This is a genomic window from Inquilinus limosus (assembly GCF_002195995.1).
In the GTDB taxonomy this organism is placed as follows: Bacteria; Pseudomonadota; Alphaproteobacteria; order DSM-16000; family Inquilinaceae; genus Inquilinus; species Inquilinus limosus_C.
The window spans coordinates 44,709-67,811 of sequence record NZ_NHON01000045.1 but is presented as its reverse complement, the minus strand read 5'-3'; the positions used below and the strand labels follow the sequence as shown (position 1 = coordinate 67,811).

At 70.2% G+C, this 23,103-nt stretch carries 24 protein-coding genes; 18 read left to right on the top strand and 6 right to left on the bottom strand.

What is annotated here, in order from left to right; genetic code table 11:
- On the bottom strand, positions 1-1,411 hold a 1,411-nt coding region (locus tag BWR60_RS21950), incomplete at its 3' end, for a beta strand repeat-containing protein (protein ID WP_179221892.1).
- A gap of 579 nt (positions 1,412-1,990) precedes the next feature.
- Here BWR60_RS21950 and BWR60_RS21945 point away from each other — a divergent pair.
- Entirely contained in the window at positions 1,991-2,380 is a 390-nt protein-coding gene (locus BWR60_RS21945) for a nuclear transport factor 2 family protein (protein ID WP_088153149.1), read from the top strand.
- A 202-nt stretch (positions 2,381-2,582) separates the two neighbouring features.
- Here BWR60_RS21945 and hisC read toward each other — a convergent pair whose 3' ends face one another.
- Positions 2,583-3,656: a histidinol-phosphate transaminase gene (hisC, locus tag BWR60_RS21940; protein WP_088153148.1), complete on the bottom strand. Its 1,074-nt coding sequence runs from the start codon at positions 3,654-3,656 to the stop codon at positions 2,583-2,585.
- A gap of 28 nt (positions 3,657-3,684) precedes the next feature.
- Complete coding sequence (locus BWR60_RS21935; protein WP_088153146.1) at positions 3,685-4,092, bottom strand: GFA family protein; 408 nt, start codon at positions 4,090-4,092, stop codon at positions 3,685-3,687.
- An 81-nt stretch (positions 4,093-4,173) separates the two neighbouring features.
- Between BWR60_RS21935 and BWR60_RS37190 the strand changes: the two genes are divergently transcribed.
- The 7 genes from BWR60_RS37190 to BWR60_RS21905 all read left to right on the top strand — a co-directional run bounded on the left by BWR60_RS37190 (position 4,174) and on the right by BWR60_RS21905 (position 12,544).
- Complete coding sequence (locus BWR60_RS37190; RefSeq protein WP_179221891.1) at positions 4,174-4,314, top strand: hypothetical protein; 141 nt, start codon at positions 4,174-4,176, stop codon at positions 4,312-4,314.
- Between the two features lie 8 nt (positions 4,315-4,322).
- Positions 4,323-4,412, top strand: coding sequence for a K(+)-transporting ATPase subunit F (gene kdpF, locus BWR60_RS21930; RefSeq protein ID WP_064742096.1), 90 nt, complete (start codon positions 4,323-4,325; stop codon positions 4,410-4,412).
- Between the two features lie 7 nt (positions 4,413-4,419).
- On the top strand, positions 4,420-6,129 hold the full coding sequence (gene kdpA / locus BWR60_RS21925) for a potassium-transporting ATPase subunit KdpA (RefSeq protein ID WP_088153145.1): 1,710 nt from the start codon (positions 4,420-4,422) through the stop codon (positions 6,127-6,129).
- A 14-nt stretch (positions 6,130-6,143) separates the two neighbouring features.
- Positions 6,144-8,204, top strand: a complete 2,061-nt coding sequence (kdpB, locus tag BWR60_RS21920; RefSeq protein WP_088153143.1) for a potassium-transporting ATPase subunit KdpB — start codon at positions 6,144-6,146, stop codon at positions 8,202-8,204.
- 150 nt (positions 8,205-8,354) lie between these two features.
- The gene (gene kdpC, locus BWR60_RS21915) at positions 8,355-8,960 is read left to right on the top strand and encodes a potassium-transporting ATPase subunit KdpC (RefSeq protein ID WP_088153142.1); all 606 of its coding nucleotides are present in this window, start codon (positions 8,355-8,357) and stop codon (positions 8,958-8,960) included.
- A 12-nt stretch (positions 8,961-8,972) separates the two neighbouring features.
- Positions 8,973-11,687: a sensor histidine kinase gene (locus BWR60_RS21910; RefSeq protein ID WP_088153141.1), complete on the top strand. Its 2,715-nt coding sequence runs from the start codon at positions 8,973-8,975 to the stop codon at positions 11,685-11,687.
- A gap of 146 nt (positions 11,688-11,833) precedes the next feature.
- Entirely contained in the window at positions 11,834-12,544 is a 711-nt protein-coding gene (locus tag BWR60_RS21905; RefSeq protein WP_088153140.1) for a response regulator, read from the top strand.
- On the opposite strand, the gene BWR60_RS21900 is transcribed toward BWR60_RS21905, so the two are convergent.
- Positions 12,541-13,980, bottom strand: a complete 1,440-nt coding sequence (locus tag BWR60_RS21900) for an MFS transporter (protein WP_179221890.1) — start codon at positions 13,978-13,980, stop codon at positions 12,541-12,543. The two genes, BWR60_RS21905 and BWR60_RS21900, sit on opposite strands and share 4 nt — an antisense overlap.
- 557 nt (positions 13,981-14,537) lie before the next feature.
- Between BWR60_RS21900 and BWR60_RS21895 the strand changes: the two genes are divergently transcribed.
- From BWR60_RS21895 to BWR60_RS21865, 6 genes are all read left to right on the top strand, one after another.
- On the top strand, positions 14,538-15,179 hold the full coding sequence (locus BWR60_RS21895) for an RNA polymerase sigma factor (protein ID WP_218823613.1): 642 nt from the start codon (positions 14,538-14,540) through the stop codon (positions 15,177-15,179).
- 16 nt (positions 15,180-15,195) lie between these two features.
- The gene (locus tag BWR60_RS21890; RefSeq protein WP_088153138.1) at positions 15,196-15,426 is read left to right on the top strand and encodes a RebB family R body protein; all 231 of its coding nucleotides are present in this window, start codon (positions 15,196-15,198) and stop codon (positions 15,424-15,426) included.
- A 16-nt stretch (positions 15,427-15,442) separates the two neighbouring features.
- Positions 15,443-15,937 carry a hypothetical protein gene (locus BWR60_RS21885; protein WP_088153137.1) on the top strand — a complete coding sequence of 165 codons (495 nt, stop codon included), beginning with the start codon at positions 15,443-15,445 and terminating at the stop codon, positions 15,935-15,937.
- Positions 15,938-17,795: 1,858 nt separating this feature from the next.
- Positions 17,796-18,143 carry a hypothetical protein gene (locus BWR60_RS21875; protein ID WP_088153135.1) on the top strand — a complete coding sequence of 116 codons (348 nt, stop codon included), beginning with the start codon at positions 17,796-17,798 and terminating at the stop codon, positions 18,141-18,143.
- Positions 18,103-18,747 carry a hypothetical protein gene (locus BWR60_RS21870; RefSeq protein WP_088153134.1) on the top strand — a complete coding sequence of 215 codons (645 nt, stop codon included), beginning with the start codon at positions 18,103-18,105 and terminating at the stop codon, positions 18,745-18,747. Before BWR60_RS21875 ends, BWR60_RS21870 begins: the two co-directional genes overlap by 41 nt.
- 106 nt (positions 18,748-18,853) lie before the next feature.
- Positions 18,854-19,186 (top strand): RebB family R body protein, encoded by a 333-nt coding sequence (locus BWR60_RS21865; protein WP_034845624.1) that lies wholly within the window; start codon positions 18,854-18,856, stop codon positions 19,184-19,186.
- Between the two features lie 77 nt (positions 19,187-19,263).
- Here BWR60_RS21865 and BWR60_RS21860 read toward each other — a convergent pair whose 3' ends face one another.
- The gene (locus tag BWR60_RS21860) at positions 19,264-20,079 is read right to left on the bottom strand and encodes a DUF1194 domain-containing protein (RefSeq protein ID WP_088153133.1); all 816 of its coding nucleotides are present in this window, start codon (positions 20,077-20,079) and stop codon (positions 19,264-19,266) included.
- Between the two features lie 335 nt (positions 20,080-20,414).
- Between BWR60_RS21860 and BWR60_RS37185 the strand changes: the two genes are divergently transcribed.
- The 3 genes from BWR60_RS37185 to BWR60_RS21850 all read left to right on the top strand — a co-directional run bounded on the left by BWR60_RS37185 (position 20,415) and on the right by BWR60_RS21850 (position 21,273).
- Positions 20,415-20,561 (top strand): hypothetical protein, encoded by a 147-nt coding sequence (locus tag BWR60_RS37185; RefSeq protein ID WP_179221889.1) that lies wholly within the window; start codon positions 20,415-20,417, stop codon positions 20,559-20,561.
- 46 nt (positions 20,562-20,607) lie between these two features.
- The gene (gene rpsU, locus BWR60_RS21855) at positions 20,608-20,811 is read left to right on the top strand and encodes a 30S ribosomal protein S21 (protein ID WP_034845628.1); all 204 of its coding nucleotides are present in this window, start codon (positions 20,608-20,610) and stop codon (positions 20,809-20,811) included.
- A 177-nt stretch (positions 20,812-20,988) separates the two neighbouring features.
- Positions 20,989-21,273, top strand: coding sequence for a hypothetical protein (locus BWR60_RS21850; protein ID WP_088153132.1), 285 nt, complete (start codon positions 20,989-20,991; stop codon positions 21,271-21,273).
- Between the two features lie 110 nt (positions 21,274-21,383).
- Here the strand turns inward: BWR60_RS21850 and BWR60_RS21845 are convergent, their stop codons facing one another.
- Entirely contained in the window at positions 21,384-22,358 is a 975-nt protein-coding gene (locus BWR60_RS21845; RefSeq protein ID WP_088153131.1) for a quinone oxidoreductase family protein, read from the bottom strand.
- 130 nt (positions 22,359-22,488) lie between these two features.
- Here BWR60_RS21845 and BWR60_RS21840 point away from each other — a divergent pair, with 130 nt between their 5' ends.
- Complete coding sequence (locus BWR60_RS21840) at positions 22,489-23,103, top strand: helix-turn-helix domain-containing protein (RefSeq protein WP_088153129.1); 615 nt, start codon at positions 22,489-22,491, stop codon at positions 23,101-23,103.

Here is a 23,103-nt window from a genome sequence, read left to right as displayed (position 1 = left end):
CCAGCACATTCGCCCCGGCCTCGCCGTTGATCGTGTCGGCGAAGGCCGAGCCGATGACGTTCTCGATGCTGCTGAAGCTGTCGCCCTCGGCATCGCCGCCCGTCGCGGCGTTGGCGGAGAGGCTGACACCGACGCCCGCGCTGGAGAGAGCATAGGAGATGGTGTCGTTGCCGTTGCCGCCCTGCAGCGCATCGGCGCCGCCGCGTCCCTGAAGTACGTCGTCGCCATTGCCGCCGGTCAGCACATTGGCCGCGGCGTTGCCCCCCAGCACATCGTTGAAGGCCGTGCCGATGACATTCTCGACGGCGACCAGCGACTCGCCCTCGGCGAAGCCGCCGGTGTTGACGTTGGTCAGCAGGTTGATGTTCACCGCCGCGTTGGACGCCGCATAGGTCGCCGTGTCGGTGCCGCCACCGCCATTCAGCGTGTCGGCTCCGGCGCCGCCGTCGAGCAGGTCGTCGCCGTTGCCGCCCGTGAGGCTGTTGACCCCGGCGTTGCCGGTCAGCACGTCATTGAAGTTGGAGCCGGTGACGCTCTCGATGCTGGTGAAGGTATCGCCCGTGGCGTCACCGCCGGATGCGGTCGAGGTGGCCAGGTTGACGGTCACCGCGACGTTGGAATCGGCATAGCCGATGGTGTCGGTGCCGGCGCCGCCGTTCAGCACGTCGCCCAGCTTGCCGCCCTCGAGATAATCGTCGCCGTTGCCGCCGTTCAGCGTGTCGGTGCCGCTGCCGCCGATGGCGGCGAAATTGTCGCCGTAGAGCTGGTCGTTGCCGTCGAGGCCGTTGAGCGTGTCGTTGCCGTTGCCCCCGGCCAGGATGGTGTTGACGGCCTGGTTGGCGGTCTGGATGTCGTTGAGGCCCGAGCCCAGAACCCATTCGAAGCCGGAGAGGGTGGCGCCTCCGCTCCCGGCCGCGCTCAGCGTTCCGGTGACCAGGTTGACGGTGATGGCCGCGCCCCAGACGCGGGCGTCGAAGATGTCGGCGTTGCCGGCGCCGCCGTCCAGCGTGTCGCCGCCGCCGCTGAGCTGGATGTAGTCGTTGCCGGTGCCGCCGCTGATCACGTTGGTCCCGTTGTCGCCGGCGAGCTGGTCGTTGAAGTTACTGCCGATCAGGTTCTCGAAGCCGCTCATCGTGTCGCCCTGGGCGTCGCCGCTGGCGGCGCCGGCGTTCAGGGCGACCTGGACGAACGAGCCGGCGTTGGCGTAGGTGAGCGTGTCGATGCCGGCGCCGCCGTTCATCACATCGGCGCCCGCACCGCCTTGGATGATGTCGTTCCCGCCCAGCCCGCTGAGCGTGTCGTTGCCGCCGCCGCCATTGACGATGTCGATGCCGTCCGGGTTGGCCGCATCGCCCGGATTGGTCCCGGTCAGGGTGTCGGCGCCGGCGGTGCCGTTGAGGGTCTGGGTCACGGATCTTCCTCCTGCTTCGCTGCTCGGCACCGCCGATTCGATGCAGGCGGCCGGCTTCAAATGCGCCCGGTTGGCCCAGGCAGGATTGCAATAGGTGGGATTTATCACAGACTCTGCATATCCAGATAGGAAGATCGGTCAAGCCGCTGCCGCCCCGGGGATACATCACGACATCGCTCGCCGCCTGGGATGATGCTAGTGGCAAGGCCGAAATCTTGATCGCCTCTCGCCGTCAGCGTCGAGTAGGCTGCAGAGATTCAGCGATCGCCGCTGGTATCGTCCGCAACGGCCTCCGAGACCGGACGTTCGACCCTCGCGAAATTGTCCGCAACGAGCCGAGGCTGTGTGAAAACGCTGCGCCGTCGTTCTTGCCGGCAATTCCGTTGCGGTGCGGGCCGCCATCCAGAATCTTTCATGCTGCGGTGGCAGCCGCTTCCGGTGGGAGATTGCGCTGCAGTCGCCGTCGGTTGCGTTTTCACACGCGGTCGTCGCCACGTCGCAACGAAGGCGGGATGTCGACCCCCGTCGCGCGGACGGGCAATATCGCCGCCATCGATCCCCCTTGCCGGACACTTCGAGATGACCCAAGCCGCCGACCGTGCCATCCGCCAGCGGCGCGAGGCCTTCAACCGGGCCCTGGCCAAGGCGGACCTCAAGGCCATCGGCCCGCTCCTGGCCCAGGATGTCGTCCTGGTCACCGGCACCGACAGCGCCGTCCTTTCCGGCCGCAAGGCCCAGCTCGCGGCGTGGGAGGCGGAGTTCGCTGCCTCCCTGCGCACGATCTACACCCGCACCCCTGACACCATCCTGCTCTCCCCGGTTGAGCCGATCGCGCTGGAGCACGGAAGCTGGCAGGGCGTCGCCGCCGCCGGCGGCCTGCCCCTGGCCTCCGGCACCTACGCCGCCAAATGGCGCCGGACCGGCGCCGACTGGGTGATCGAGGCCGAGATCTACCTCACGCTCGCCTGACAGCCCGCGCGTCGGCAGCAGGCGGTGCGGTTGAAATGGCCGCCATGGTCCAGAACTCCCCGTCATTGCGAGGAGGCGAAGCCGACGAAGCAATCCAGGGGCCCGTGCGCACCGGCCCCTGGATTGCTTCGCTGCGCTCGCAATGACGGTGTTGGGAATCCGGAAGGACGCAACCCCGGCCTTCAGCGCGCCGGCGCGATCGTCACGCCGCCGGCGCGGCGCCGGTCAGCTCGCGCAGGGCCGCCACCAGCCGGTCGCACTCCGCATCCGTGCCGATGCTGATGCGCAGATGGTCCTGGATCCGCGGCCGGGCGAAGCGGCGCACCAGGATCGCCCGGGCGCGCAGCCCGGCGGCCAGCGCCTCGCCCGGGATCGCCGGGTGGCGCGCAAACAGGAAGTTCGCGGCCGAGGGCAGCACCTCGAAGCCGAGGCTGCGCAGGGCGCCGGCCAGCCGCTCGCGGCTGGCGACCACCCGGTCGCGCTGCGTCTCGAACCACGCCCGGTCTTCCCAGGCCGCGACCGCGCCGGCCAGGGCCAGCCGGTCGGTGGGGTAGGAGTTGAAGCTGTCGCGCACCCGCTCCAGCGCCTCGATCAGCGGGCGCTGGCCGATGGCGAAGCCGACCCGCAGCCCGGCCAGGCCGCGCGATTTGGAGAAGGTCTGCACCACCAGCAGGTTCGGGTGGCGGGCGACCAGCGGCACCGCGCTTTCGGCCCCGAAATCGACATAGGCCTCGTCGATCACCACCGGCTGGTCGGGGTGGTCGCGCAGCAGCGCCTCGATTCCGTCCAGCGGCAAAGCGAGGCCGGTCGGGGCGTTCGGGTTCGGCAGGATGATGGCGCCGCAGGGCTGGCGGAAATCGGCGACGCGGACCTGCAGCGCCTCATCGACCGGGACCGCGCGGTGCTCGATGCCGTACAGGCCGCACCAGGTCGGATAGAAGCTGTAGGTGACGTCCGGGAACAGCAGCGGCCCGTCATGCTTCAGCAGGCCGGCGAAGGCATGGGCCAGCACCTCGTCCGACCCGTTGCCGACGAACACCTGGTCCGACCCGATGCCATGGGTGGCGGCGATGGCCTGGCGCAGCTGCGACGCGGTCGGGTCGGGGTACAGGCGCAGCCCGTCCGTCGCTGCATCGCGGATCGCAGCCAGCGCGCGGGGCGAGGGGCCGTAGGGGTTCTCATTGGTGTTCAGCTTCACCAGGTCGGGCACCGCCGGCTGCTCCCCCGCCACATAGGGGGTCAGGCTGCGCACGATCGGGCTCCAGAACCGGCTCATTCCGCTCTCCATCCTCTTGTCCGTCCCCTCAGGCCCCGGGCGGCATGCCCTCGAATTCCGGCAGGCCGCCCTCGACCCGGTCCCAGGGCTGGCGGCTGCGGACATTGATCGCGGCGTCCGGCCGGATCACCGACGGGTCGTCCAGTGACCCGGCATAGAGCGTCGCCATCTGCGGGTCCATCTCGGCGGTGCCGAACAGCTGGCTGCCGCAGGCGGGGCAGAAATGGCGCAGGGCCTGCAGCCCGCTGCCGCCGGCCTGGGCGTAGGCTCGGGTCTCGCCGCGCACGGTCAGCGCCGCGAGCGGCACGCCGACATAGGTCGAATGGCCGGCGCCGCTGGACCGCTGGCACGACCGGCAGTGGCAATGTCCGGTGTAGACGGGGTCGGCCGCCACCTCGTAGCGCACCGCCCCGCACAGGCATCCGCCCGTCATCATCGCTCGTCTCCCGATTCCGGCCCCCTTGCCGCGGCCAGCATAGCCGGGCGGAAATCCGGATCGAATTTTTATGCGCACCGGGTGTCTGATCCGCGCCGATCACACGATGCCGCAGCCCGTCTGCGGGAAGGAGATTTCGTGCTCGACGTCCTGATGCTTGCCCTGGGCGCGGCGTTCTTCGCCGTCGGCCTGGGCTATGTGTTGCTGTGCGACCGGCTCTAGAGGAAGCGATGACCTTCGATCTCGTCCTCGGCGGCGTCGTATCCGTGCTGCTGCTCGGCTACCTCGTCTACGCCCTCGTTCGCCCCGAGAAATTCTGAGACAGCCATGACTCTCAACGGCTGGATCCAGATCGCCATCTACTGCGCGATCGTGGTCCTCATCGTGCGCCCGCTCGGCGGCTACATGACCCGGGTCTTCTCGGGCGAGCGCACCTTCCTCTCCCCCGTCCTCCGCCCGGTCGAGCGCGTGCTCTACGCCGCCGCCGGCGTGCGCGAGGACCGCGAGCAGCACTGGACCGGCTATGCCTTCGCCATGCTGCTGTTCAGCGTGGCGGGCTTCGTCCTGCTCTACGCGCTGCAGCGCTTCCAGGACGTGCTGCCGCTGAACCCGGCCGGCATGTCGGCGGTGCCGGAAGGCATCGCCTTCAACACCGCGGTCAGCTTCGTCACCAACACCAACTGGCAGTCCTATGGCGGCGAAAGCACCATGGGCTACCTGGTGCAGATGGCCGGGCTGACGGTGCAGAACTTCGTGTCGGCCGCGACCGGCATCGCGCTGGCCATCGCCCTGGTGCGCGGCTTCGCCCGCCGCTCGGCCCAGACCATCGGCAATTTCTGGGTCGACCTGACCCGGGCCACGCTCTACGTGCTGCTGCCGATCTGCGTCGTCGCCACCGTCTTCTTCGTCTCGCAGGGCGTGCCCCAGACTCTGGGCACCACTGTCGACGCCACCACGCTGGAAGGCGCGCACCAGACCATCGCCCAGGGGCCGGTGGCCTCGCAGCTGGCGATCAAGATGCTGGGCACCAATGGCGGCGGCTTCTTCAACGCCAATTCGGCGCACCCCTACGAGAACCCGACCGCGCTGTCGAACCTGGTGCAGATGGTGCTGATCTTCGCGATCGGCGCCGCGCTGACCAACACCTTCGGCCGCATGGTCGGCAACGAGAAGCAGGGCTGGGCGATCCTCAGCGCCATGGGCGTGCTGTTCATCGCCGGCGTCTTCATCGCCTATTGGCAGGAAGCCGGCGGCGGTCATCTCCTGGCCTCGCTCGGCGTCGACACCACGCTGGGCAACATGGAGGGCAAGGAGGTCCGCTTCGGCGAGGCGCTGTCGGCCCTGTTCGCCGTGATCACCACCGCGGCCTCCTGCGGCGCGATCATCGCCCAGCATGACAGCCTGACCGCGCTCGGCGGCATGGTGCCGCTGATCAACATGATGCTGGGCGAGGTCGTCATCGGCGGCGTCGGCGCCGGCCTGTACGGCATGCTGCTGTTCGTCATCGAGGCGATCTTCGTCGCCGGGCTGATGGTCGGCCGCACGCCGGAATATGTCGGCAAGAAGATCGAGGCCAAGGAGGTCAAGATGACCATGCTGGCCCTGCTGATCCTGCCCGCCTCGATGCTGGGCTTCACCGCGCTGGCGCTGTCGACCCAGGCGGGCCTCGCCGGCATCCTCAACCCGGGGCCGCACGGCTTCAGCGAGGTGCTGTACGCCTACACCTCGGGCACGGCGAACAACGGCTCGGCCTTCGGCGGCCTGACCGCGACCTCGCTGTTCTACACGGTGACCCTCGGCTTCGCGATGCTGATCGGCCGCTTCCTGATGATCGTGCCGATGCTGGCCGTCGCCGGGTCGCTCGCCGCCAAGCGCAGCCTGCCGCCATCCTCCGGCACCTTCCCGACCACCGGGCCACTCTTCGTCGGCCTGCTGATCGGCGTGGTGCTGATCATGGGCGGCCTGACCTTCTTCCCGGCCCTGGCGCTGGGTCCGATCGTGGACCAGCTCGCCTCCGCCGCCGGCACCCTGTTCTGATCGGACATTCGGTCATGAAGACTTCCAACACCCCGGCGTCGCTGTTCGACGCCAAGATCATGGGCCCGGCCGCGTTCGACGCGATCCGCAAGCTCGACCCGCGCGTCATGTGGCGCAACCCGGTGATGTTCGTGGTCGAGACCGTCGCGGCCCTGACCACCGTGCTGCTGCTGCGCGACATCGCCACCGGTGCGACCGGCATCGGCTTCACCATCCAGATCGTGCTCTGGCTGTGGTTCACCGTGCTGTTCGCCAACTTCGCGGAAGCCGTGGCCGAAGGCCGCGGCAAGGCCCAGGCCGAAAGCCTGCGCAAGACCCGGACCGACACCGTCGCCAAGCGGCTGCGCGACGCCGCCGGCCGCGACACCGAGCCGGTGCCGGCCCTCTCCCTGCGCCAGGGCGACCTGGTGCTGGTCGAGGCCGGCGACCTGATCCCCTCCGACGGCGAGGTGATCGAGGGCATCGCCTCGGTCGACGAAAGCGCGATCACCGGCGAATCCGCCCCGGTGATCCGTGAATCCGGCGGCGACCGGTCGGCCGTCACCGGCGGCACCCGCGTGCTGTCGGACTGGGTCAAGGTCCGCATCACCGCGGCCCAGGGGTCGACCTTCCTCGACCGCATGATCGCGCTGGTCGAAGGGGCTTCGCGCCAGAAGACGCCGAACGAGATCGCGCTGAACATCCTGCTGGCGGGCCTGACGATCATCTTCGTCTTCGCCACGGTCACCATCCCCAGCTTCGCCGCCTATGCCGGCGGGTCGATCTCGGTGGTGGTGCTGGTGGCGCTGTTCGTCACCCTGATCCCGACCACGATCGGCGCGCTGCTGTCGGCCATCGGCATCGCCGGCATGGACCGGCTGGTGCGCTTCAACGTGCTGGCCATGTCCGGCCGCGCGGTCGAGGCCGCGGGCGACGTCGACACGCTGCTGCTCGACAAGACCGGCACCATCACGCTGGGCAACCGCCTGGCCACCGAGTTCGTGCCGCTGCCCGGCGTCACCGATGCCGAGCTGGCGGATGCCGCCCAGCTCTCCTCGCTCAGCGACGAGACGCCGGAAGGCCGCTCGGTCGTGGTGCTGGCGAAGGAGAAGTACGGGCTGCGCGCCCGCGAGGTCGGCCGCATGCACGCCCAGTTCGTGCCCTTCACCGCCCAGACGCGGATGAGCGGCGTGGATGTCGAGGGCTCGGTCATCCGCAAAGGCGCCGTCGATGCCGTCATCGCCCATGTCCGCGAGATGGCCGGCAACCCGCGCCTGGCCATGCCGGTGGCGCTGGAGCAGATCACCGAGCGCATCGCCAAGGCCGGCGGCACGCCGCTGGCGGTGGCCAAGGACGGCAAACCGCTCGGCGTCATCCACCTGAAGGACGTGGTCAAGGGCGGCATCCGCGAGCGCTTCGCCGAGCTGCGTCGGATGGGCATCCGCACGGTGATGATCACCGGCGACAACCCGCTGACCGCCGCGGCGATCGCGGCCGAGGCGGGGGTCGACGACTTCCTGGCCCAGGCGACGCCGGAGGCCAAGCTGGCGCTGATCCGCGAGGAGCAGGGCAAGGGCCGCCTCGTCGCCATGTGCGGCGACGGCACCAACGACGCGCCGGCGCTGGCCCAGGCCGATGTCGGCGTGGCGATGCAGACCGGCACGGTGGCGGCGCGCGAGGCCGGCAACATGGTCGACCTCGACAGCGACCCGACCAAGCTGATCGAGGTGGTGGGCATCGGCAAGCAGCTGCTGATCACCCGCGGCGCCCTGACCACCTTCTCGATCGCCAACGACGTGGCCAAGTACTTCGCCATCATCCCGGCGATGTTCCTGGCCTTCTACCCGCAGCTCGGGGTGCTCAACGTCATGGATCTGCACTCGCCGCAGAGCGCGATCCTGTCGGCGATCATCTTCAACGCGCTGGTCATCATCGCGCTGATCCCGCTGGCGCTGCGCGGCGTCCGCTACCGGGCGCTCAGCGCGGCCGCCCTGCTGCGGCGCAACCTTCTGATCTACGGCCTGGGCGGCCTGATCATCCCGTTCGTCGGGATCAAGGCGATCGACCTGATCGTCACCGCCCTCGGCCTGGCGTGAGGGCGGGATGAGCAACCGTCCCCTTCCTTCTCCGTCATTGCGAGCGCAGCGAAGCAATCCAGGGCCGCTTGGCGTGGCCCCTGGATTGCTTCGTCGGCTTCGCCTCCTCGCAATGACGGCTCCGACCGGAGCTTTCCGACAGGTACTGCCATGCTGAACCAGATCCGTCCCGCCATCGTGATGATCGTCCTGCTGACGGTCATCACCGGCATCGCCTACCCCTTCGCCATGACCGGCGTGACCCAGTGGCTGTTCCCCGACCAGGCCAATGGCAGCCTGGTCAAGCGCGCCGACGGCACCGTCATCGGCTCGTCGCTGATCGGCCAGAACTTCACCAGCGAGAAGTACTTCCACGGCCGCATCTCGGCGACCTCGGGCGCCGACCCGAACGACCCGACCCAGTCGGTGGCGCAGCCCTACAACGCCGCCAACTCGGCCGGCTCCAACCTCGGCCCGACCAGCCAGGCGCTGGCCGACCGGGTGAAGGGCGACGTCGACGCGCTGGCGGCGCAGGGCATCAAGAACCCGCCGGCCGACATGGTCACCAGCTCGGCCTCCGGCCTCGATCCGGACATCAGCCCGGCCAATGCCGAGCTGCAGGTCGCCCGGGTCGCCGCCGCCCGCAACCTGCCGGAGGACAAGGTGCGGTCGCTGGTGCAGGCCGCCACCTCCGGCCGGCTGCTGGGCTTGATCGGCGAGCCGCGGGTCAATGTCCTGCGGCTCAACATGGCGCTGGACGGGCTGAAGACCCCGTAGTCTGCTGGCGCGATGTCACTGACCGATCGGTCCGACGACGATCATCGTCCCTCGCCGGAAGCTCTGCTCGAGGCGGTCGCGAAAACCCGCGGCCGCCTCAAGATCTTCCTCGGGGCGGCGCCCGGCGTCGGCAAGACCTATGAGATGCTGTCCCAGGGCGCCGCGCGGCGGCGCGACGGGGTCGACGTCGTCATCGGCGTGGTCGAGACCCATGGCCGGGCCGAGACCCAGGCCCTGGTCGGCGGCTTCGAGATCATCCCCCGCCGCCGGGCCGAGCATCGCGGCCGCAGCCTGGAGGAGATGGATCTCGACGCCATCCTGGCGCGCAAGCCGGCGCTGGTGCTGGTCGACGAGCTGGCCCACAGCAACGCCCCCGGCAGCCGGCACGACAAGCGCTACCAGGATGTCGAGGAGATCCTGGATTCCGGCATCGACGTCTGGACCACGCTGAACATCCAGCATGTCGAGAGCCTGAACGACGTCGTCGCCCGGATCACCCGCATCCGGGTGCGCGAGACCGTGCCGGATGCCTGGATCGACGGCGCCGACGAGATCGAGCTGATCGACCTGACGCCGGAGGACCTGCAGAAGCGGCTGGCCGAGGGCAAGGTCTATATCCGCGACCAGGCGCGGCGGGCGGTCGACCATTTCTTCAAGCCCGGCAACCTGACCGCGCTGCGCGAGCTGGCGCTGCGCCGCACCGCCCAGCGGGTCGACGACCAGATGCTGGGCTATATGCGGGCCCATGCCATCACCGGCCCCTGGGCCGCCGGCGACCGCATCATGGTCTGCGTCAGCGAGGCGCCGAACAGCGAGGCGCTGGTGCGCTACGCCCGCCGCGTCGCCGACCGGCTGGGCGCGCGCTGGGTCGCCGTCTATATCGAGGGCTCGCGCCACCACCGGCTGGGCGAGGCCGAGCGCGACCGCATCGCCCGGGGCCTGCTGCTGGCGGAGAAGCTGGGCGGCGAGACCGTCACCGTCCCGGCCAACGACATCGTCGCCGAGATCCTGACCTATGCCCGGCGCAACAACATCACCCAGATCGTCATCGGCAAGTCCGACCGGCCGCGCTGGTTCGAGCTGCTGCACGGCTCGGTGGTGCATGAGCTGGTGCGCAAGGCGGGCTCGATCTCCGTCCACGTCATGGCGGGGGAGGAGGCCGAGGCCCAGGCGGGCCAGGAGCGGATCCAGACCCGCCCGGCCGATGCCGGCCTCGACCCACGGCCCTATCTGGTCGCCGCAGTCGGCGTCGCTGCCACCACCGCGGCCGCCCATCTGGTCGCCTTCGTCGCCACCAGCAACAGCATCGCGCTGGTGTTCCTGCTGCCGGTGCTGTTCTGCGCCGCGCGCTATGGGCTGGGGCCGTCGATCTTCGCCTCGCTGCTCAGCGTCTTCGCGGTCAACTTCTTCTTCCTGCCGCCGCTGTACAGCCTGGTGATCGCCGACCCGTCGAACGTCACCACGCTGGTGTTCTTCCTGGTGGTCGCCGCCGTCACCTCGAACCTGCAGAGCCGGGCGCGGCTGCAGGCCCGCGGCGCCGCGGCGCGGGCCCGGGCGACGGCGGAGCTGTTCGGGTTCAGCCGCAAGCTGGCGGCGATCGCCTCGGCCGACGACCTGCTCTGGGCGGCCGCCTACCAGATCGCCTCGATGCTGAAGCTGCGCGTGGTCGTGCTGATGCCGCAGGACGGGTCGTTGCAGGTGGTCGCCGGCTATCCGCCGGAAGACCGGATCGAGGAGGCGGAGCGGGCGGCGGCGCAGTGGAGCTGGGCCAATGACCGGCCGGCGGGGCGGGGGGCCGACACGCTGCCCGGCGGCAAATGGCTGTTCCTGCCCTGGCGCACCGCCTCCGGCCAGATCGGCGTGGTCGGCATCGACCGCGACCAGCCGGGGCCGCTGCTCAGCCCCGACGACCAGCGCCTGCTGGATTCGCTGATGGACCAGGCGGCGGTGGCGATCGAGCGGGTGCGCCTGGCCAAGGACGTCGACGAGGTCCGGGTGGTGGCGGAGACGGAGCGGCTGCGCGCCGCGCTGCTGACCTCGATCAGCCACGATTTGCGCACGCCGCTGGCCTCGATCATCGGCGGCATCTCCAGCCTGCGCCAGTACGACGCGACGCTGGACCCGAAGGCCCGCGGCGAGCTGATGGAGACGGTGGAGGACGAGGCCGAGCGGCTGAACCGCTTCGTCGGCAACCTGCTGGACATGACCCGGCTCGAATCCGGCGTGCTGCGGCCGAAGCTGGAGGCGACCGAGGTGGCTGAGGTGATCGGCGCCGCGGCGGATCGCGTCACGGCTCTGGTCGCCCGGCACCGGCTGGTGCTGGACATCGCGCCGGACCTGCCGCTGACCCTGCTCGACCCGATCCTGCTGGAACAGGTGCTGGTCAACCTGATCGACAACGCCGCCAAATACGCCCCGGCGGGCACGGCCATCACGGTGTCGGCGCGGGACGAGAAGGGGCTGGTGATCCGCGTGCTGGACGAGGGTGACGGCATCCCGGAGGACAAGCTGGAGGCGATCTTCGACAAGTTCCACCGCATCCAGCAGGGCGACAGCGCCCAGGCGGGGACGGGGCTGGGCCTCGCCATCTGCCGCGGCTTCGTCGAGACCATGGGCGGCAGGATCGTCGCCGGCAACCGCGGCGACCGGCGCGGCGCCGTCTTCACGGTGACCTTCCCACCCGACCTCGCCGCCCCGGCTCTGCCCGGCATCTCGATGGGAATGTGAATGCTCGGGCTGCCCGCCCTCTCCCTTTTTCTCCGTCATGGCGAGCCCCGCAGGGGCGTGGCCATCCAGGGCCGTTCGCACGGGCCCCTGGATGGCCACGTCGCTTCGCTCCTCGCCATGACGGGTTGGACCTTCGGACCATCACTATGACCCCCACCGACACCCGCGCCGCCCCGCGCATCCTGATCATCGACGACGAGCCGCAGATCCGCCGCTTCCTCAAGATCAGCCTGGCCGCCGACGGCTATGCCCCGATCGAGGCGGCTGGCGGCACCGAGGGGCTGGAGCGGGTGGTGCAGGACCGGCCCGACCTGGTGATCCTCGATCTCGGCCTGCCCGACATCGACGGCCAGCAGGTGCTGAGCCGGATCCGCGAGCTGTCGGCGGTGCCGGTGATCGTGCTGTCGGTCCGCGCCGGAGAGGCGGAGAAGGTCGAGGCGCTGGACCGCGGCGCCAATGACTATGTCACCAAGCCCTTCGGCATCGCCGAGCTGACCGCCCGGCTGCGCGCCGCCCTGCGCCGCGGCGGCCAGGAGGACGAGGCGGCCGAGGCGGTGATCGAGGCAGGGCCGCTGACCGTCGACGTGCCGCATCGCCGCGTGCGCTTCGAGGGGCGGGAGATCCGCCTGTCGAAGAAGGAGTTCGAGATCCTGCGCCTCCTGGCCGCGCATCACGGCCGGGTGGTGACGCACCAGAAGATCCTGCGCGAGGTCTGGGGCCCGGCCCATATCGACGCAATGCAGTATCTCCGCGTCTATGTCGGCCAGCTGCGCCAGAAGCTGGGCGACGACCCGGCCCGGCCGCGGCTGATCGCGACCGAGGCCGGGGTCGGCTACCGGCTGGTGGTGGAAGGTTAGGGCGGCGCTGACGACGCATGCCCGCGCCGCGCCGCCGGCCGGGCGCGGCCGACGCGCAGCGCCACCGGCAGGCACAGCAGCGGCGCCAGGGCGACCAGGCCGAACAGCCAGCGGGCGGCGCTGGCGGTGCCCGCGACGCCGCCGGGATCCAGCAGGCCGCCGAGATTGGCCACCATCCCGGCCAGGGCCGCGGCCAGCGCCGTGACGAACATCTGCACCGTGGTCAGCGAGCTGGCGGTCAGCGTCCTCTCGTCCTCGGGCGCGGTCTGCAGCGCCCGTGTCAGCAGATGCGGCCAGGCCGAGCCGATGCCCAGGCCGATACAGACCAGCGCGACGCAGATCGGGGCCAGCAGGGCCCAGTCGCCGCCGCCGGCGACCGGCACCAGCGCGGCCAGGCAGGCCATGCCGGCCAGGGCCAGCACCGGGCTGGCCAGGATGGCGCGGCCGGCCGCGCGCCCGCCGGCGCCGGAGCTGGTGATCGACCCGGCCGACCAGCCGGCCGACATCAGCGCCGCGAGGTAGCCGGAGACCAGCGGCGTCTGCTGGTGCAGCACCTGCAGGAACAGCGGGATGAAGATCTCCGTGCCGGTCACCGTCACGGTCAGCAGGGACATCACCACGAACAGGCGGCTCAGCGGCGTCGACAGCCGGAAGATGTCGCGCGGCAGCAGCCGGGTGCGGGCCCGCCGCTCGACCCCGATCAGCGCTGCCATCAGCGCCAGGGCGACGGCCAGGCCGGCGATGCCGATGCGGATGTCGGCCGAGACGCTGCCGGCGGAGACGACCAGGACGGCGACGGTGAGCAGGACGAGCTGGAGCAGGGGCAGGGCGGCGCGGTCGCCGGCCTCGCCCCGCTTCGGCAGCACCGAGGCGGCGAGCAGCGCGAACAGCACCGCCAGCGGCGCCGCGCACCAGAAGGCGGCGCGCCACACCCCCAGCTCGGCGAAGACGCCGCCGATCGCCGGGCCCAGCAGCGTGGCGATGCCCCACATGGCCGAGACCAGCCCCATGCCGCGGGACCACAGCGCCTCGGGCAGGATCAGCCGGATCATGGCGTAGGACAGGGCCAGCATGACGCCGCCGCCCAGCCCCTGCACCAGCCGGCCCAGCAGCAGCACCGGCATCGTCGGGGCCAGGCCGCAGGCCATGGCGCCGGCGGCGAAGGTCAGGGCCGCGGCGACATAGGCGCCGCGCGGCCCCAGCACCGCCAGCAGCCGTGGCGACAGCGCCGCGCCGAGGATCGAGGCGGCCACGAACAGCGTCGTGTTCCAGGCATAATAGTCCAGCCCGCCGATATCCTTGACCACCGAAGGCAGGATGGTGATGGCGATGTAGACGCTGACGGCGTGCAGCGCCGTCCCGCCGGCCAGGGCCAGCGAGCGGATGGCATTGGCGCCCGAGAACAGCGTCCCCCAACCCGGCTCCGGCTGCGACATGGAACGTCTCCTCAGATCCGTGGTCCCCCGTCCGATGACGGGTATTCCAAGGCATTTCTTCATTTATTAGCGAAGCCTTCCTGGATTGGTCAAGCTGCTACTTGGTAAACCGAGCGGCGAGGCTTTGGGGCGGATCCGGCGATGCGCAGGACTCGATCCTTCACCGGCCTTGGTCGCGTTCGAGTCCTGGATTGGGCCGGGCTGACCGGCCCCGGGTCGTTGCGGAGTTGCGGCTGCCCATGGAGTTCTCCACCAGTCTGCCGGCGGCCGTCCTTAAGGGACGCCGTCTCAATGTTCAGCTCCCGCTGTCTTCGCCGAGAGATGAACAGTCGTTCACATTTGCCGGATGAACTTTCTTTAAATTGAATCGATATCTCGCTGAAGATTTTGTGTGATTTGCAAAACTACTTATATTCAGGATCAAAAATTTCCTAAAATATAATCAATTTCTGGAATTTATATTGCGAATCTCTGAGCCGTTTTCACAAACAGCCGGCTCCCGCGTCGATCCCTCCGAATTCCAGGCCCTCGGGCCCTCGGACATTTCAGGAGGGATTATGACCGACCGTGACGGCGTATCGCCGGGCGGCATGGGCGCGGCTGCGCCGGATATTTGGGACAGCTGGATCAGCAACACCACCATTCTTCGCCGACGCGCCATCCGTCTGACCAATGGCAATATCGACGACGCCGAGGAAATATTGTCCTCGACCATCATCAAGACCGTCAGCCATGTCCGCCGGCACCAGACGGTCATCCGCGAGCCGAGGGCGTTCTTTCTCTTCGCCCTGAACAACGAGTTCATCAGCCATTGCCGGCGGCGGCGGAACGAACGGCAGATCCACGATTTCCACGTCGATGTCTATGCCGACCATTTCGACCCGCCGGCGGATGACGGGCCGGACCCGGAGCGGGTGCTGCCGCTGCAGGAGACGCTGAAGACCGTGCTCGCGGCGGTCGAAGGCCTGTCCCCCTCCTATCGAATCCTGTTCCGCATGCGTTTCTGCGAGGAGCGGTCCTACAAGGACATCGCCGAGTCCTTGAACATCTCGCAGCCGCTGGCGCGCAAGCGGGTGCAGTTCCTGCGCGAGCGGCTGCGCGACGCCGCGGCGGAGGCGCATCGGCGGACCCCCCGGAAAAATGGTTCACACCGGCTGAGGCCGGACGTCTCTAAGGGCACCAAGGCTTCCACGGCATGAACGGCAGGGCAGGACCATGGCTGACACCGTCAATCCCCAGATCACCGATGCGGTCACCCAGACCAACGTCAAGGTGGTGGCGGAGGCTCCGGCCCAGGCCATCGCCGCGCTGTACCAGGTGGTCAGCCACGCGTCCGGCCTGTCGGTCCAGAACGCGGTGCAGAGCCAGCAGGCGATGAACCAGATCACCACGGCCATCGTCTCCAAGGCCTGCCAGCTGATCATGGACGTGGCGGCGAAGGCGTAGGCGGGGAGGCCGGATCATGCCGCTCAACCCCTTCCGCTCCCGCTCCGGCCCAGGCGGCCAGTCCCTCGGCGCCGCCGTGCCCGGGGCCCAGGACGACGCCGCGCCGTCGCCGCCCCCGCCGCCGTCTCCCCCACCTCCGCCGTCGCCGCCGACGCCGCCCGCGACCGGTGCGCTGAACCAGCAGATCGTCCAGGCGGTCGGCTTCGCCAACCAGCAGACCACGGCGGCGCTGCCGCAGCTGGTCCAGGGCCCGCCCGAGGTGATGGTGACCGAGGCCGCCGGCCTCGCGGTGCAGGATGCGACCGGCTACATGAACGGCATCATGCAGATCGCGCTCGCGGTCCAGGCCGTGGCGGCCAAGAAGATGGCCGAGAACCCGGAGGCGGCGGCCACCGAGGCGCCGGTCCTGGCGGCCGCGCAGGCCATGGTCACCGCCGCGGTCACGGTGTTCGGCACGGTCAGCACCACCGCCGGCTCCGGCGCCCAGACCTTCATCGGCGACCTGTCCTAGCGCCCGGACGCATCCGCGCCGGCGCCCGCAGCAGGAGGATCTCTGCGATGACGACCTTCGGAGCCTATCTGTGGGGCAGCGGCCTGCCCGGCGACCGCACCTACGCGCTGGCGATCCCGGAGCTGAGCTATCCCACCTACAAGGGCGACCTGACCGACGCCAAGGACTTCTACCTGTACAGCGTCGATGTCGCCGATGCGAAGATCAACGGCACCGCCGACGCCTGGCTCGATGCCGATGCCGGCCGCGACGACCTCTACCTGCTGCCCGCCGCGCTCAGCTACCTGGCCGCGGCCGCGAAGGAGGGCGGGCACGTGATCCTCGACGTGGCGGTGCCGGGGTGGGATTCGATCGCCTATGAATCCCTGCCGTTCCTCTACATCAACAACGACAAGATGATGCTGCTGCAGCGCAAGTCGTCGCGGCGGATTCAGCTCGTGGCCGGCGGCGCGCTGCCCGGCGCCTTCGATCTGAGCCTCGATCTGCGCAGCGGCGACAGCGAGATCGGCAAGTCGGGCGTGTTCCGGATCACCGAGAGCACCGCGATCCGCGACTACGCCTATCTGCAGCCGGCCTTCGTCCACCAGATCCAGCTCCAGCGCGACTTCATCGAGAACATCGACCGGATCTTCGTCGCCGACGTCTTCGGCAACATCGAGACGTTCGACGGCAAGTACCGCGACGTCTTCGACGGCAAGGACCTCGGCGACCAGAACTCCGCCATGCGCCAGGTCCTGGCGCTGCTCGCCAATGAATGGGACGAGGGCCACCGGAAGCGCGGCTACAACATCGCCGCGGCCCTCGCGGTCCAGACCCAGGCGAAGCTTCAGCTGGCCCTGCTGGTGCTGAACGAGAAGAAGCGCAGCCGGATCGCCCATGCCGAGACGCGGGTGGTCTCGTTCATGAACGTCGCCTGCCGCGCGGGCGACTGGCAGGCAGGCAGCCCGGTGGTCCGGTACATCAGCGGGCTGACGGGGGCCGGCGGCCAGGGGGTGGGGCCGGACAAGGTGGTGGAGATCCGCGGCCGGTTCCTGGCCCAGGAGCAGGAGGCCTCGAAGCTGATGTTCTTCAGCTCCTTCCAGCCCTGCTACATGTGCCGGGCGGAGCCGGACGGCGCCGTCATCGACAGGATTTCGGCCGTGAACGGGACCGCTGTCGCCCCGGACGGCCGCACCCTGCGATCCTCCTTCGGCGGCTCGTATCTGAGCCGGATGGAGGAGCTCTACTACTTCGACATGGACTCCAACATCTTCTATCCGCGCGTGGTGGTGGACAGTGTCTCGGCCGGCGACGCAACGGCGCACCGGAGCCTGGTGCAGGTCGCGGCGACGGGCTTCGTGTCCCCGCAGGGGCAGCCGGTCTTCGGCCCGGTGGCCATCGGCAACGCCAAGGAGGACTACGCCACCAACGCCGCCCGGGCGCGCATCACCAACAGCAGCTACCTCCCGGTCGTCGCGGATGGCACGCTCGGCTTCCAGCCGGACGCGAAGGTGGAATATGAAGGGCTCGATCCCGGCCCGACGCAGCCGATCGGGATGCGGACGACGCTGGCCCCGGCCACGCAGCCGCTCGGGGCCGTGGGCGATGCGCTCCCCGGCGCCATGCCCGCCGCCGGCCCGCCCNGGCCGGGGGGCTCGCGGGCGCGCTCCCCGGCGCCATGCCCGCCATCGCTCCGGCCGGTCCGGACCCCGCGGCCGGGGGCGCCCCGCAGCCCGCATCCGGCCGGGGGCGGGCGCTCGGGATCTCCGCCGACCAGCTCAGGACCCTCCAGCGGGCGGCCGTGCTGCTGGGCACGCTCGGCCGCGGCTGACCGGCGGCGCCGTTCGTTCCAGGCCTCGGGCAAGCGAAAGGACATCCGATGGACCGCGACGTCGACTACATCCGCGAGGAGCTGGACGTGGTGCTGGCCAATTATCTGCGGCAATGGGCCTCGGCGCTGACCGATGCCGAGCGGCCGCGGGCCGGCACCGGCTGGTATCCGCCTTTGGTGCAGCACCTGACGCAGGCGCAGTCCGCGCTGCGCCATGCCGCCGGGGTGGTCGCGGCCGAGAGCGGCGCCGCGGCGGCCGGGGGCGCCGGCGACCCGGTCCCCTGCTGCGAGCAGTGCGGCCGGCCGATTGCGGCCGGCGAGGCCGACGAGTTCTTCCGTGGTGAGGAGAGATGCGATGACCGATGCAAAGGGAGGTTCCGGGGCCACCGGCGCTGATGCCGGCCCCGAGGCCCTCGGCGGCGCCGAGGGGCTGCTGGCCCGCCTGGTCCGGTCCGGGGCCGAGGTCGACTCGGCCCAGGCGGATTACGGCGGGCTTCGCCGTTTCCTGCCCGGCCTGCTGGCCCGCGCGGCCGGCACCACCGAGCGCCAGAAGGAGGTGGCGGCCGAGACCCAGGAGGATCTCGCCGCCACCCGCCAGGTGATCGACGCGATCACCGCCACCGCCCGCCGGCTGACCCGGTCGCTGGCGGAGGAGAACGACGCCCTGGTCGCCCTGTTCAGCGACCCCGGCGCGCTGGAGACGATTTCCCGCTCCGGCAGCGGGGTGCTGTCGCAGCTGCAGGCGGCCGCGCCGGCGACGACGCCGGCGGCCGTCCCCGCCGTCGCGCCCGCGGGCACGACGCCCGCGGCGCTGTCGCCCAAGGCGCAGTTCCTGCTGCCGCAGATCACCGAGGCGCTGCGCCGGGTGATCGAGCGCGAGGTCGAGCGCCGCGTCGACGAGCGGCTGGCGCCGCTGCGGGCGCAGCTGGCCGGGATCATCAACAGCGCGACGGCCGCGCCGCCGCCGCCGGCCGAGCCGCGCGGCCGGCTGATGCGGTGATCGGGCCTGTGAATTCTTCGGGGTCGGTTTCACAACTCCCCGGCCCCGGCGTCCTTTCCCATGCGTGAAGGCGTCGCCTTCGCGAGATCAACCCAGGAGTACGGACATGGCAGATCCCGTTACCGTCAACCCGATGGTCACCGACGCCGTCACCCAGTCCAACGTCAAGGTCGTGGGCGAAGCCCCGGCCATGGCCATGGGCACGCTGTTCCAGACCATGGCGCATTCGACCGGCATCCTGTTCGAGAATGCCGTCGCGGCGCAGCAGCAGCAGAACACGCTGGCCCAGGCGGCGGCGAACCAGGGCGTGATGCAGATCTACAGCCTCGACACCACCTCGGTCGCCGGTGCCACCGAGAAGGTCGGTCAGACCGGCGTCGCCGACAACCTGACCTCGCTGCTCACCGTGCTGCAGTCGCTGGGCGGCGGCGGCCGCTGACCGGCGGCCTTGCGATGCCGGCCCCGGCCGGCGTCATCGGCTCCCTCCCGGCCTCCGGGAGGGAGCTTTTTCATGGCTCATCGCTCGTCCAGGTCCAGCCAGCGCGGCCGGGTCTTCTCGCCGATCATGCAGTCGGTGCCGCCGGCCTGGACGGGGATGAAGGCGGCAGGCGTCGCCTCCGGCGTCCGGCCCGCGATCTCCAGCACCAGCTTGCGCCGGATCGCGTCGGCGAACTGCGCGGTGCTGCGCACCGGCACGGTGAAGGCGCCGGGGCCGCCGATCACGCAGTCGCGATAATAGGCGTCCAGCATCTCGGGCTCCGGCAGCCCGCCGAAGCCGCCGCGCTTCAGGATCACCGGCAGGCCGTTGATGGTGATGCCCTTGGCCAGTGCCATCTGGCGTGCGCCCGACACCGGCCAGCCGGCATTGTTCGGCCCGTCGCCGGAGATGTCGATGGCGCGGCGGATGCCGTCGAAGCCGTTGTTGTCGAACAGCGCGGCGGTGAACAAGAGCGCGCCGGAGATCGAGGTGCCGCGCCGGGTCAGCGTGCCGGAGGTCTGGGACAGCTCGGCCGCCGCCGCCCGCGCCGCCGCGGCGCCGTCGATCAGCCGCCAGGGCAGGATGATGGATTGCGAGCCGGGGCCGGCCCATTCGACATAGATGATGGCGATGCGGCCCTGGACGCCGGAGGTGATGGCGTCGATCACCTCGGGGTGGGTGAGGGCGGTGACGTAGCCGTCCCGCTGCAGCGCCTGCTCGTCCTCGTCCATCGAGCGCGAGACGTCGACGGCGAGCACCAGCTCGAGATCGACCGGCTGGTCCTGGGCGGCCGCGGAGGCGACCGGCAGGAACAGCACGAGAAGCAGGCCGAGTCCGACGAAGCCGAAGCGCATGGATGCCCCCCGTGTCAGCCGCCGATATCCTGTCGATGTGGGCATGGCCCGGCCGGCTGTCACCTCCGCCCGCCGGGTGTTTTTCGTCCCCGCGGGTTGCAATCCGCCGGCGGTTGCCCCATATGGAGCGTCGAGATCGGTTTCGACACGATCCGCGCCGTTCCGTGGGAACGGGCCCGGATCCCCCTCCCAACCATGATCCGAACGATAAGACGGGCGCTTCGCCTGTCGATCGTGCTTTGCGCCGGGACGGGCAGGCCGATGGCTTGGTGTCGCGGTTTAAGCGATATTGCGTGCAACGAGGCCCCAAGGGCCCAGAGAGTAAAGATACAGAGATGAAGACCGTACAGACCAAGACCTTCCGCCGCCGCCCGCGTCGCCCGATGCAGCGGCTGGCAACCACCCCGCTGCGGCAGCCGGCGCACAAGGCAGAGCTGTCCCGCGCCGAGATTCGTCGAATCGTTCTCGACATTCTCGGCTGAAAGGCGTAACCCCGCCCGACCCGTTTAGTGAAAAGGCCTTTGCCCGATGCAGGTGCTCGTCCGCGACAACAACATCGATCAGGCGCTGCGCGTCCTCAAGAAGCGTATGCAGCGCGAAGGCATCTTTCGCGAGATGAAGCAGCGTCGGAACTACGAGAAGCCGTCCGAGCGCCGCATCCGCGAGGAAGCCGAAGCCGTCCGCCGCCAGCGCAAGGCGCTGCGCAAGCGGCTGCAGATCCAGGGCTACTGATCCGGCTCGCCGGGGCCGTACGGTCCCGGGCCTGATCGTACCGACGGATGAGACCAGGGGCCTTATGGCCCCTTGTTTCGTTGCTGCGGCTCCATCTCCGGCTTGTGCCCGGCGCCGGGCTGTGCGGTGATCCCGACTTCGGGGCACCGCGCCCCGTCCGACCGGAGAGGCCGACCGATGGATGTCCCCGCCCTCAGGCGCACCCTCGACCAGGACCAGCCGCCCGCGACCCTGTCGCCACCGCTCGCCGCCTTGTGGTGGGACGCCAAGGGCGACTGGGACCGGGCGCATGGCTGCGTCGATTCCGAGGACGGCGCCGACGCCGCCTGGGCCCATGCCTATCTGCACCGCAAGGAAGGCGATCTCGGCAATGCCGGCTACTGGTATCGCCGCGCCGGCCGGCCGATGTCCCAGGTCAGCCTCGAGCAGGAATGGGCGGAGATCGCAGCGGCGCTGGGCTGACGCCGGCGGGCGCAGGGACCTCTTCCGCTCCGGCTTTCTCAGCCTCCTATGCCGTCATTGCTTCGCTACGCTCGCAATGACGGCGAGGAATGGGCGCCCGAGCCGCCGCCTCAATCCAGTCCGTCCGGCACCAGCACGATCTTGCCGGTGACGGTGCGGCTCTCCAGCCGGCGATGCGCGTCGGCGCCGCGCGACAGCGGGAACACCTCGATCTCGGGCAGGGCGATCTCGCCGGCCCGCAGTGCGGCGAACAGCGCCGCGGCGCGGGCCAGTCGGCCGGCGCGGCTGTCGAGATGGTCCCACAGGTCGCCGCCGACCACCGCCTTCGACTGCTCCATCAACAGCCGCGGATCGATCGCCGGCGGATCGCCGCCCGCGGTGCCGTAGGCCACCACCGTGCCGCGCGGCCGGGTGGTGGCCAGGCTGCCCGCCAGCGTCGTGCCGACCGAATCATAGGCGATGTCGACCCCGCCATCGCTGAGCCGCCGCACCGCCGCCACCCAATCCCCTTCATAGGTCAGCCCGTGCTCCGCACCCCGCGCCACGGCCAGCGCCGCCTTCTCCGGCGTCGAGGCCAGGGCGATCACCCGGGCGCCGCGCCGCCTGGCCATCTGCACCAGCAACTGCCCGACCCCGCCCGCCGCGGCATGGACCAGCACCCGTGCCCCGGCGCGGACCGGGGCGCTGTCCGCCACCAGATACTGGGCCGTCAGCCCCTGCAGCAGGATCGCCGCGGCCTCGCGGAAGCCGATGTCGTCCGGCAGCGGGATCGCACGCTCGACCGGCACGGTCACGCGCGTCGCGTTGGCGAAGGGCACGTCGGCGAAGCCGATGCGGTCGCCGAGGCGGACGCCCTCGACCCCGTCGCCCAGCGCCACCACCTCGCCCGCGCCCTCATAGCCGGCGATATGCGGCGCCGCCCCGGCCAAGCGGTAGTTGCCGCGACGGCGGTGCAGATCGGCGAAGTTCAGCCCGGCCGCGCGCAGCGCCAACTGGATATGGCCCGGCGGCACCGGCGGGTCGGGCAGGGTGCGGACCTCCAGCACCTCGGGGCTGCCGAACCGCTCGAACACCAGTGCTTCCATGATCCTGCCCTTCCACGGCCGATGATGAGGGTGGTTTGTCTACTATAATGGAAATTTCCATCATAGTGGAAAGGTGGCTTGACGGGCCGCGGCGATCGCCGGAGAAGCGGGGGCAGACAAGGACGGGACCATGCCGAAGATGGATGTGCGGCGGGCGCCGGAGCATGGCGGCCCTTCCGGCCCGGTGCCGGAGATCGACCTGGCGGAGACCGCGCGCCGGCTGCGGGCCGCGCGGGGCTGGACGCTGGAGGAGGCCGCCGGCCGCACCGGCCTGTCGCGCTCGGCGCTGTCGAAGATCGAGCGCGGCGAGATGTCCCCGACCTTCCAGGCGATGCAGAAGCTCGCGCGCGGCTTCGGGATCGAGCTCGCGGGGCTGTTCGGCCCAGCCGATTCGCCCCTGCGCGGCCGCCGCATCGTGGTGCGGGCGGGGGAGGGGACGGCGACCGAGATGCCGAACTACCGCCTGCGTCCCTTCGGCGGCGGGCTGAAGGATGCGCCCTTCCTGGCCTCGGAGGTCACGCTCCGAGCCCGCTCCTTGGATGCCTTCGAGGACTGGGAGCGCCACGACAGCGACGACTTCCTCTATGTCATCGCCGGGCGGGTGACGCTGTTCACCGAGCATTTCGGCCCGGTCGATCTCGACCCGGGCGACGCCGTGTATTTCGACGCCCGCATCGGCCACGCCGCGATCGCCGCGGGCGAGGAGGAGGCGCGGGCGCTGTGGGTCACGGCGCCCGCGCGATAG

Bases quoted from the DNA above. Each gene is read 5' to 3' on its own strand.
- BWR60_RS21850 (WP_088153132.1), top strand. From the start codon at position 20,989: ATGGATGTCCCCGCCCTCAGGCGCACCCTCGACCAGGACCAGCCGCCC.
- kdpF (WP_064742096.1), top strand. From the start codon at position 4,323: ATGACCTTCGATCTCGTCCTCGGCGGCGTCGTATCCGTGCTGCTGCTC.
- BWR60_RS21840 (WP_088153129.1), top strand. From the start codon at position 22,489: ATGCCGAAGATGGATGTGCGGCGGGCGCCGGAGCATGGCGGCCCTTCC.
- kdpC (WP_088153142.1), top strand. From the start codon at position 8,355: ATGCTGAACCAGATCCGTCCCGCCATCGTGATGATCGTCCTGCTGACG.
- BWR60_RS21875 (WP_088153135.1), top strand. From the start codon at position 17,796: ATGGACCGCGACGTCGACTACATCCGCGAGGAGCTGGACGTGGTGCTG.
- BWR60_RS21910 (WP_088153141.1), top strand. From the start codon at position 8,973: ATGTCACTGACCGATCGGTCCGACGACGATCATCGTCCCTCGCCGGAA.
- hisC (WP_088153148.1), bottom strand. From the start codon at position 3,656: ATGAGCCGGTTCTGGAGCCCGATCGTGCGCAGCCTGACCCCCTATGTG.
- kdpB (WP_088153143.1), top strand. From the start codon at position 6,144: ATGAAGACTTCCAACACCCCGGCGTCGCTGTTCGACGCCAAGATCATG.
- BWR60_RS21900 (WP_179221890.1), bottom strand. From the start codon at position 13,980: ATGTCGCAGCCGGAGCCGGGTTGGGGGACGCTGTTCTCGGGCGCCAAT.
- BWR60_RS21935 (WP_088153146.1), bottom strand. From the start codon at position 4,092: ATGATGACGGGCGGATGCCTGTGCGGGGCGGTGCGCTACGAGGTGGCG.
- BWR60_RS21895 (WP_218823613.1), top strand. From the start codon at position 14,538: ATGACCGACCGTGACGGCGTATCGCCGGGCGGCATGGGCGCGGCTGCG.
- rpsU (WP_034845628.1), top strand. From the start codon at position 20,608: ATGCAGGTGCTCGTCCGCGACAACAACATCGATCAGGCGCTGCGCGTC.
- BWR60_RS21890 (WP_088153138.1), top strand. From the start codon at position 15,196: ATGGCTGACACCGTCAATCCCCAGATCACCGATGCGGTCACCCAGACC.
- kdpA (WP_088153145.1), top strand. From the start codon at position 4,420: ATGACTCTCAACGGCTGGATCCAGATCGCCATCTACTGCGCGATCGTG.
- BWR60_RS21885 (WP_088153137.1), top strand. From the start codon at position 15,443: ATGCCGCTCAACCCCTTCCGCTCCCGCTCCGGCCCAGGCGGCCAGTCC.
- BWR60_RS37185 (WP_179221889.1), top strand. From the start codon at position 20,415: ATGAAGACCGTACAGACCAAGACCTTCCGCCGCCGCCCGCGTCGCCCG.
- BWR60_RS21905 (WP_088153140.1), top strand. From the start codon at position 11,834: ATGACCCCCACCGACACCCGCGCCGCCCCGCGCATCCTGATCATCGAC.
- BWR60_RS21865 (WP_034845624.1), top strand. From the start codon at position 18,854: ATGGCAGATCCCGTTACCGTCAACCCGATGGTCACCGACGCCGTCACC.
- BWR60_RS21860 (WP_088153133.1), bottom strand. From the start codon at position 20,079: ATGCGCTTCGGCTTCGTCGGACTCGGCCTGCTTCTCGTGCTGTTCCTG.
- BWR60_RS21845 (WP_088153131.1), bottom strand. From the start codon at position 22,358: ATGGAAGCACTGGTGTTCGAGCGGTTCGGCAGCCCCGAGGTGCTGGAG.
- BWR60_RS21945 (WP_088153149.1), top strand. From the start codon at position 1,991: ATGACCCAAGCCGCCGACCGTGCCATCCGCCAGCGGCGCGAGGCCTTC.
- BWR60_RS21870 (WP_088153134.1), top strand. From the start codon at position 18,103: ATGACCGATGCAAAGGGAGGTTCCGGGGCCACCGGCGCTGATGCCGGC.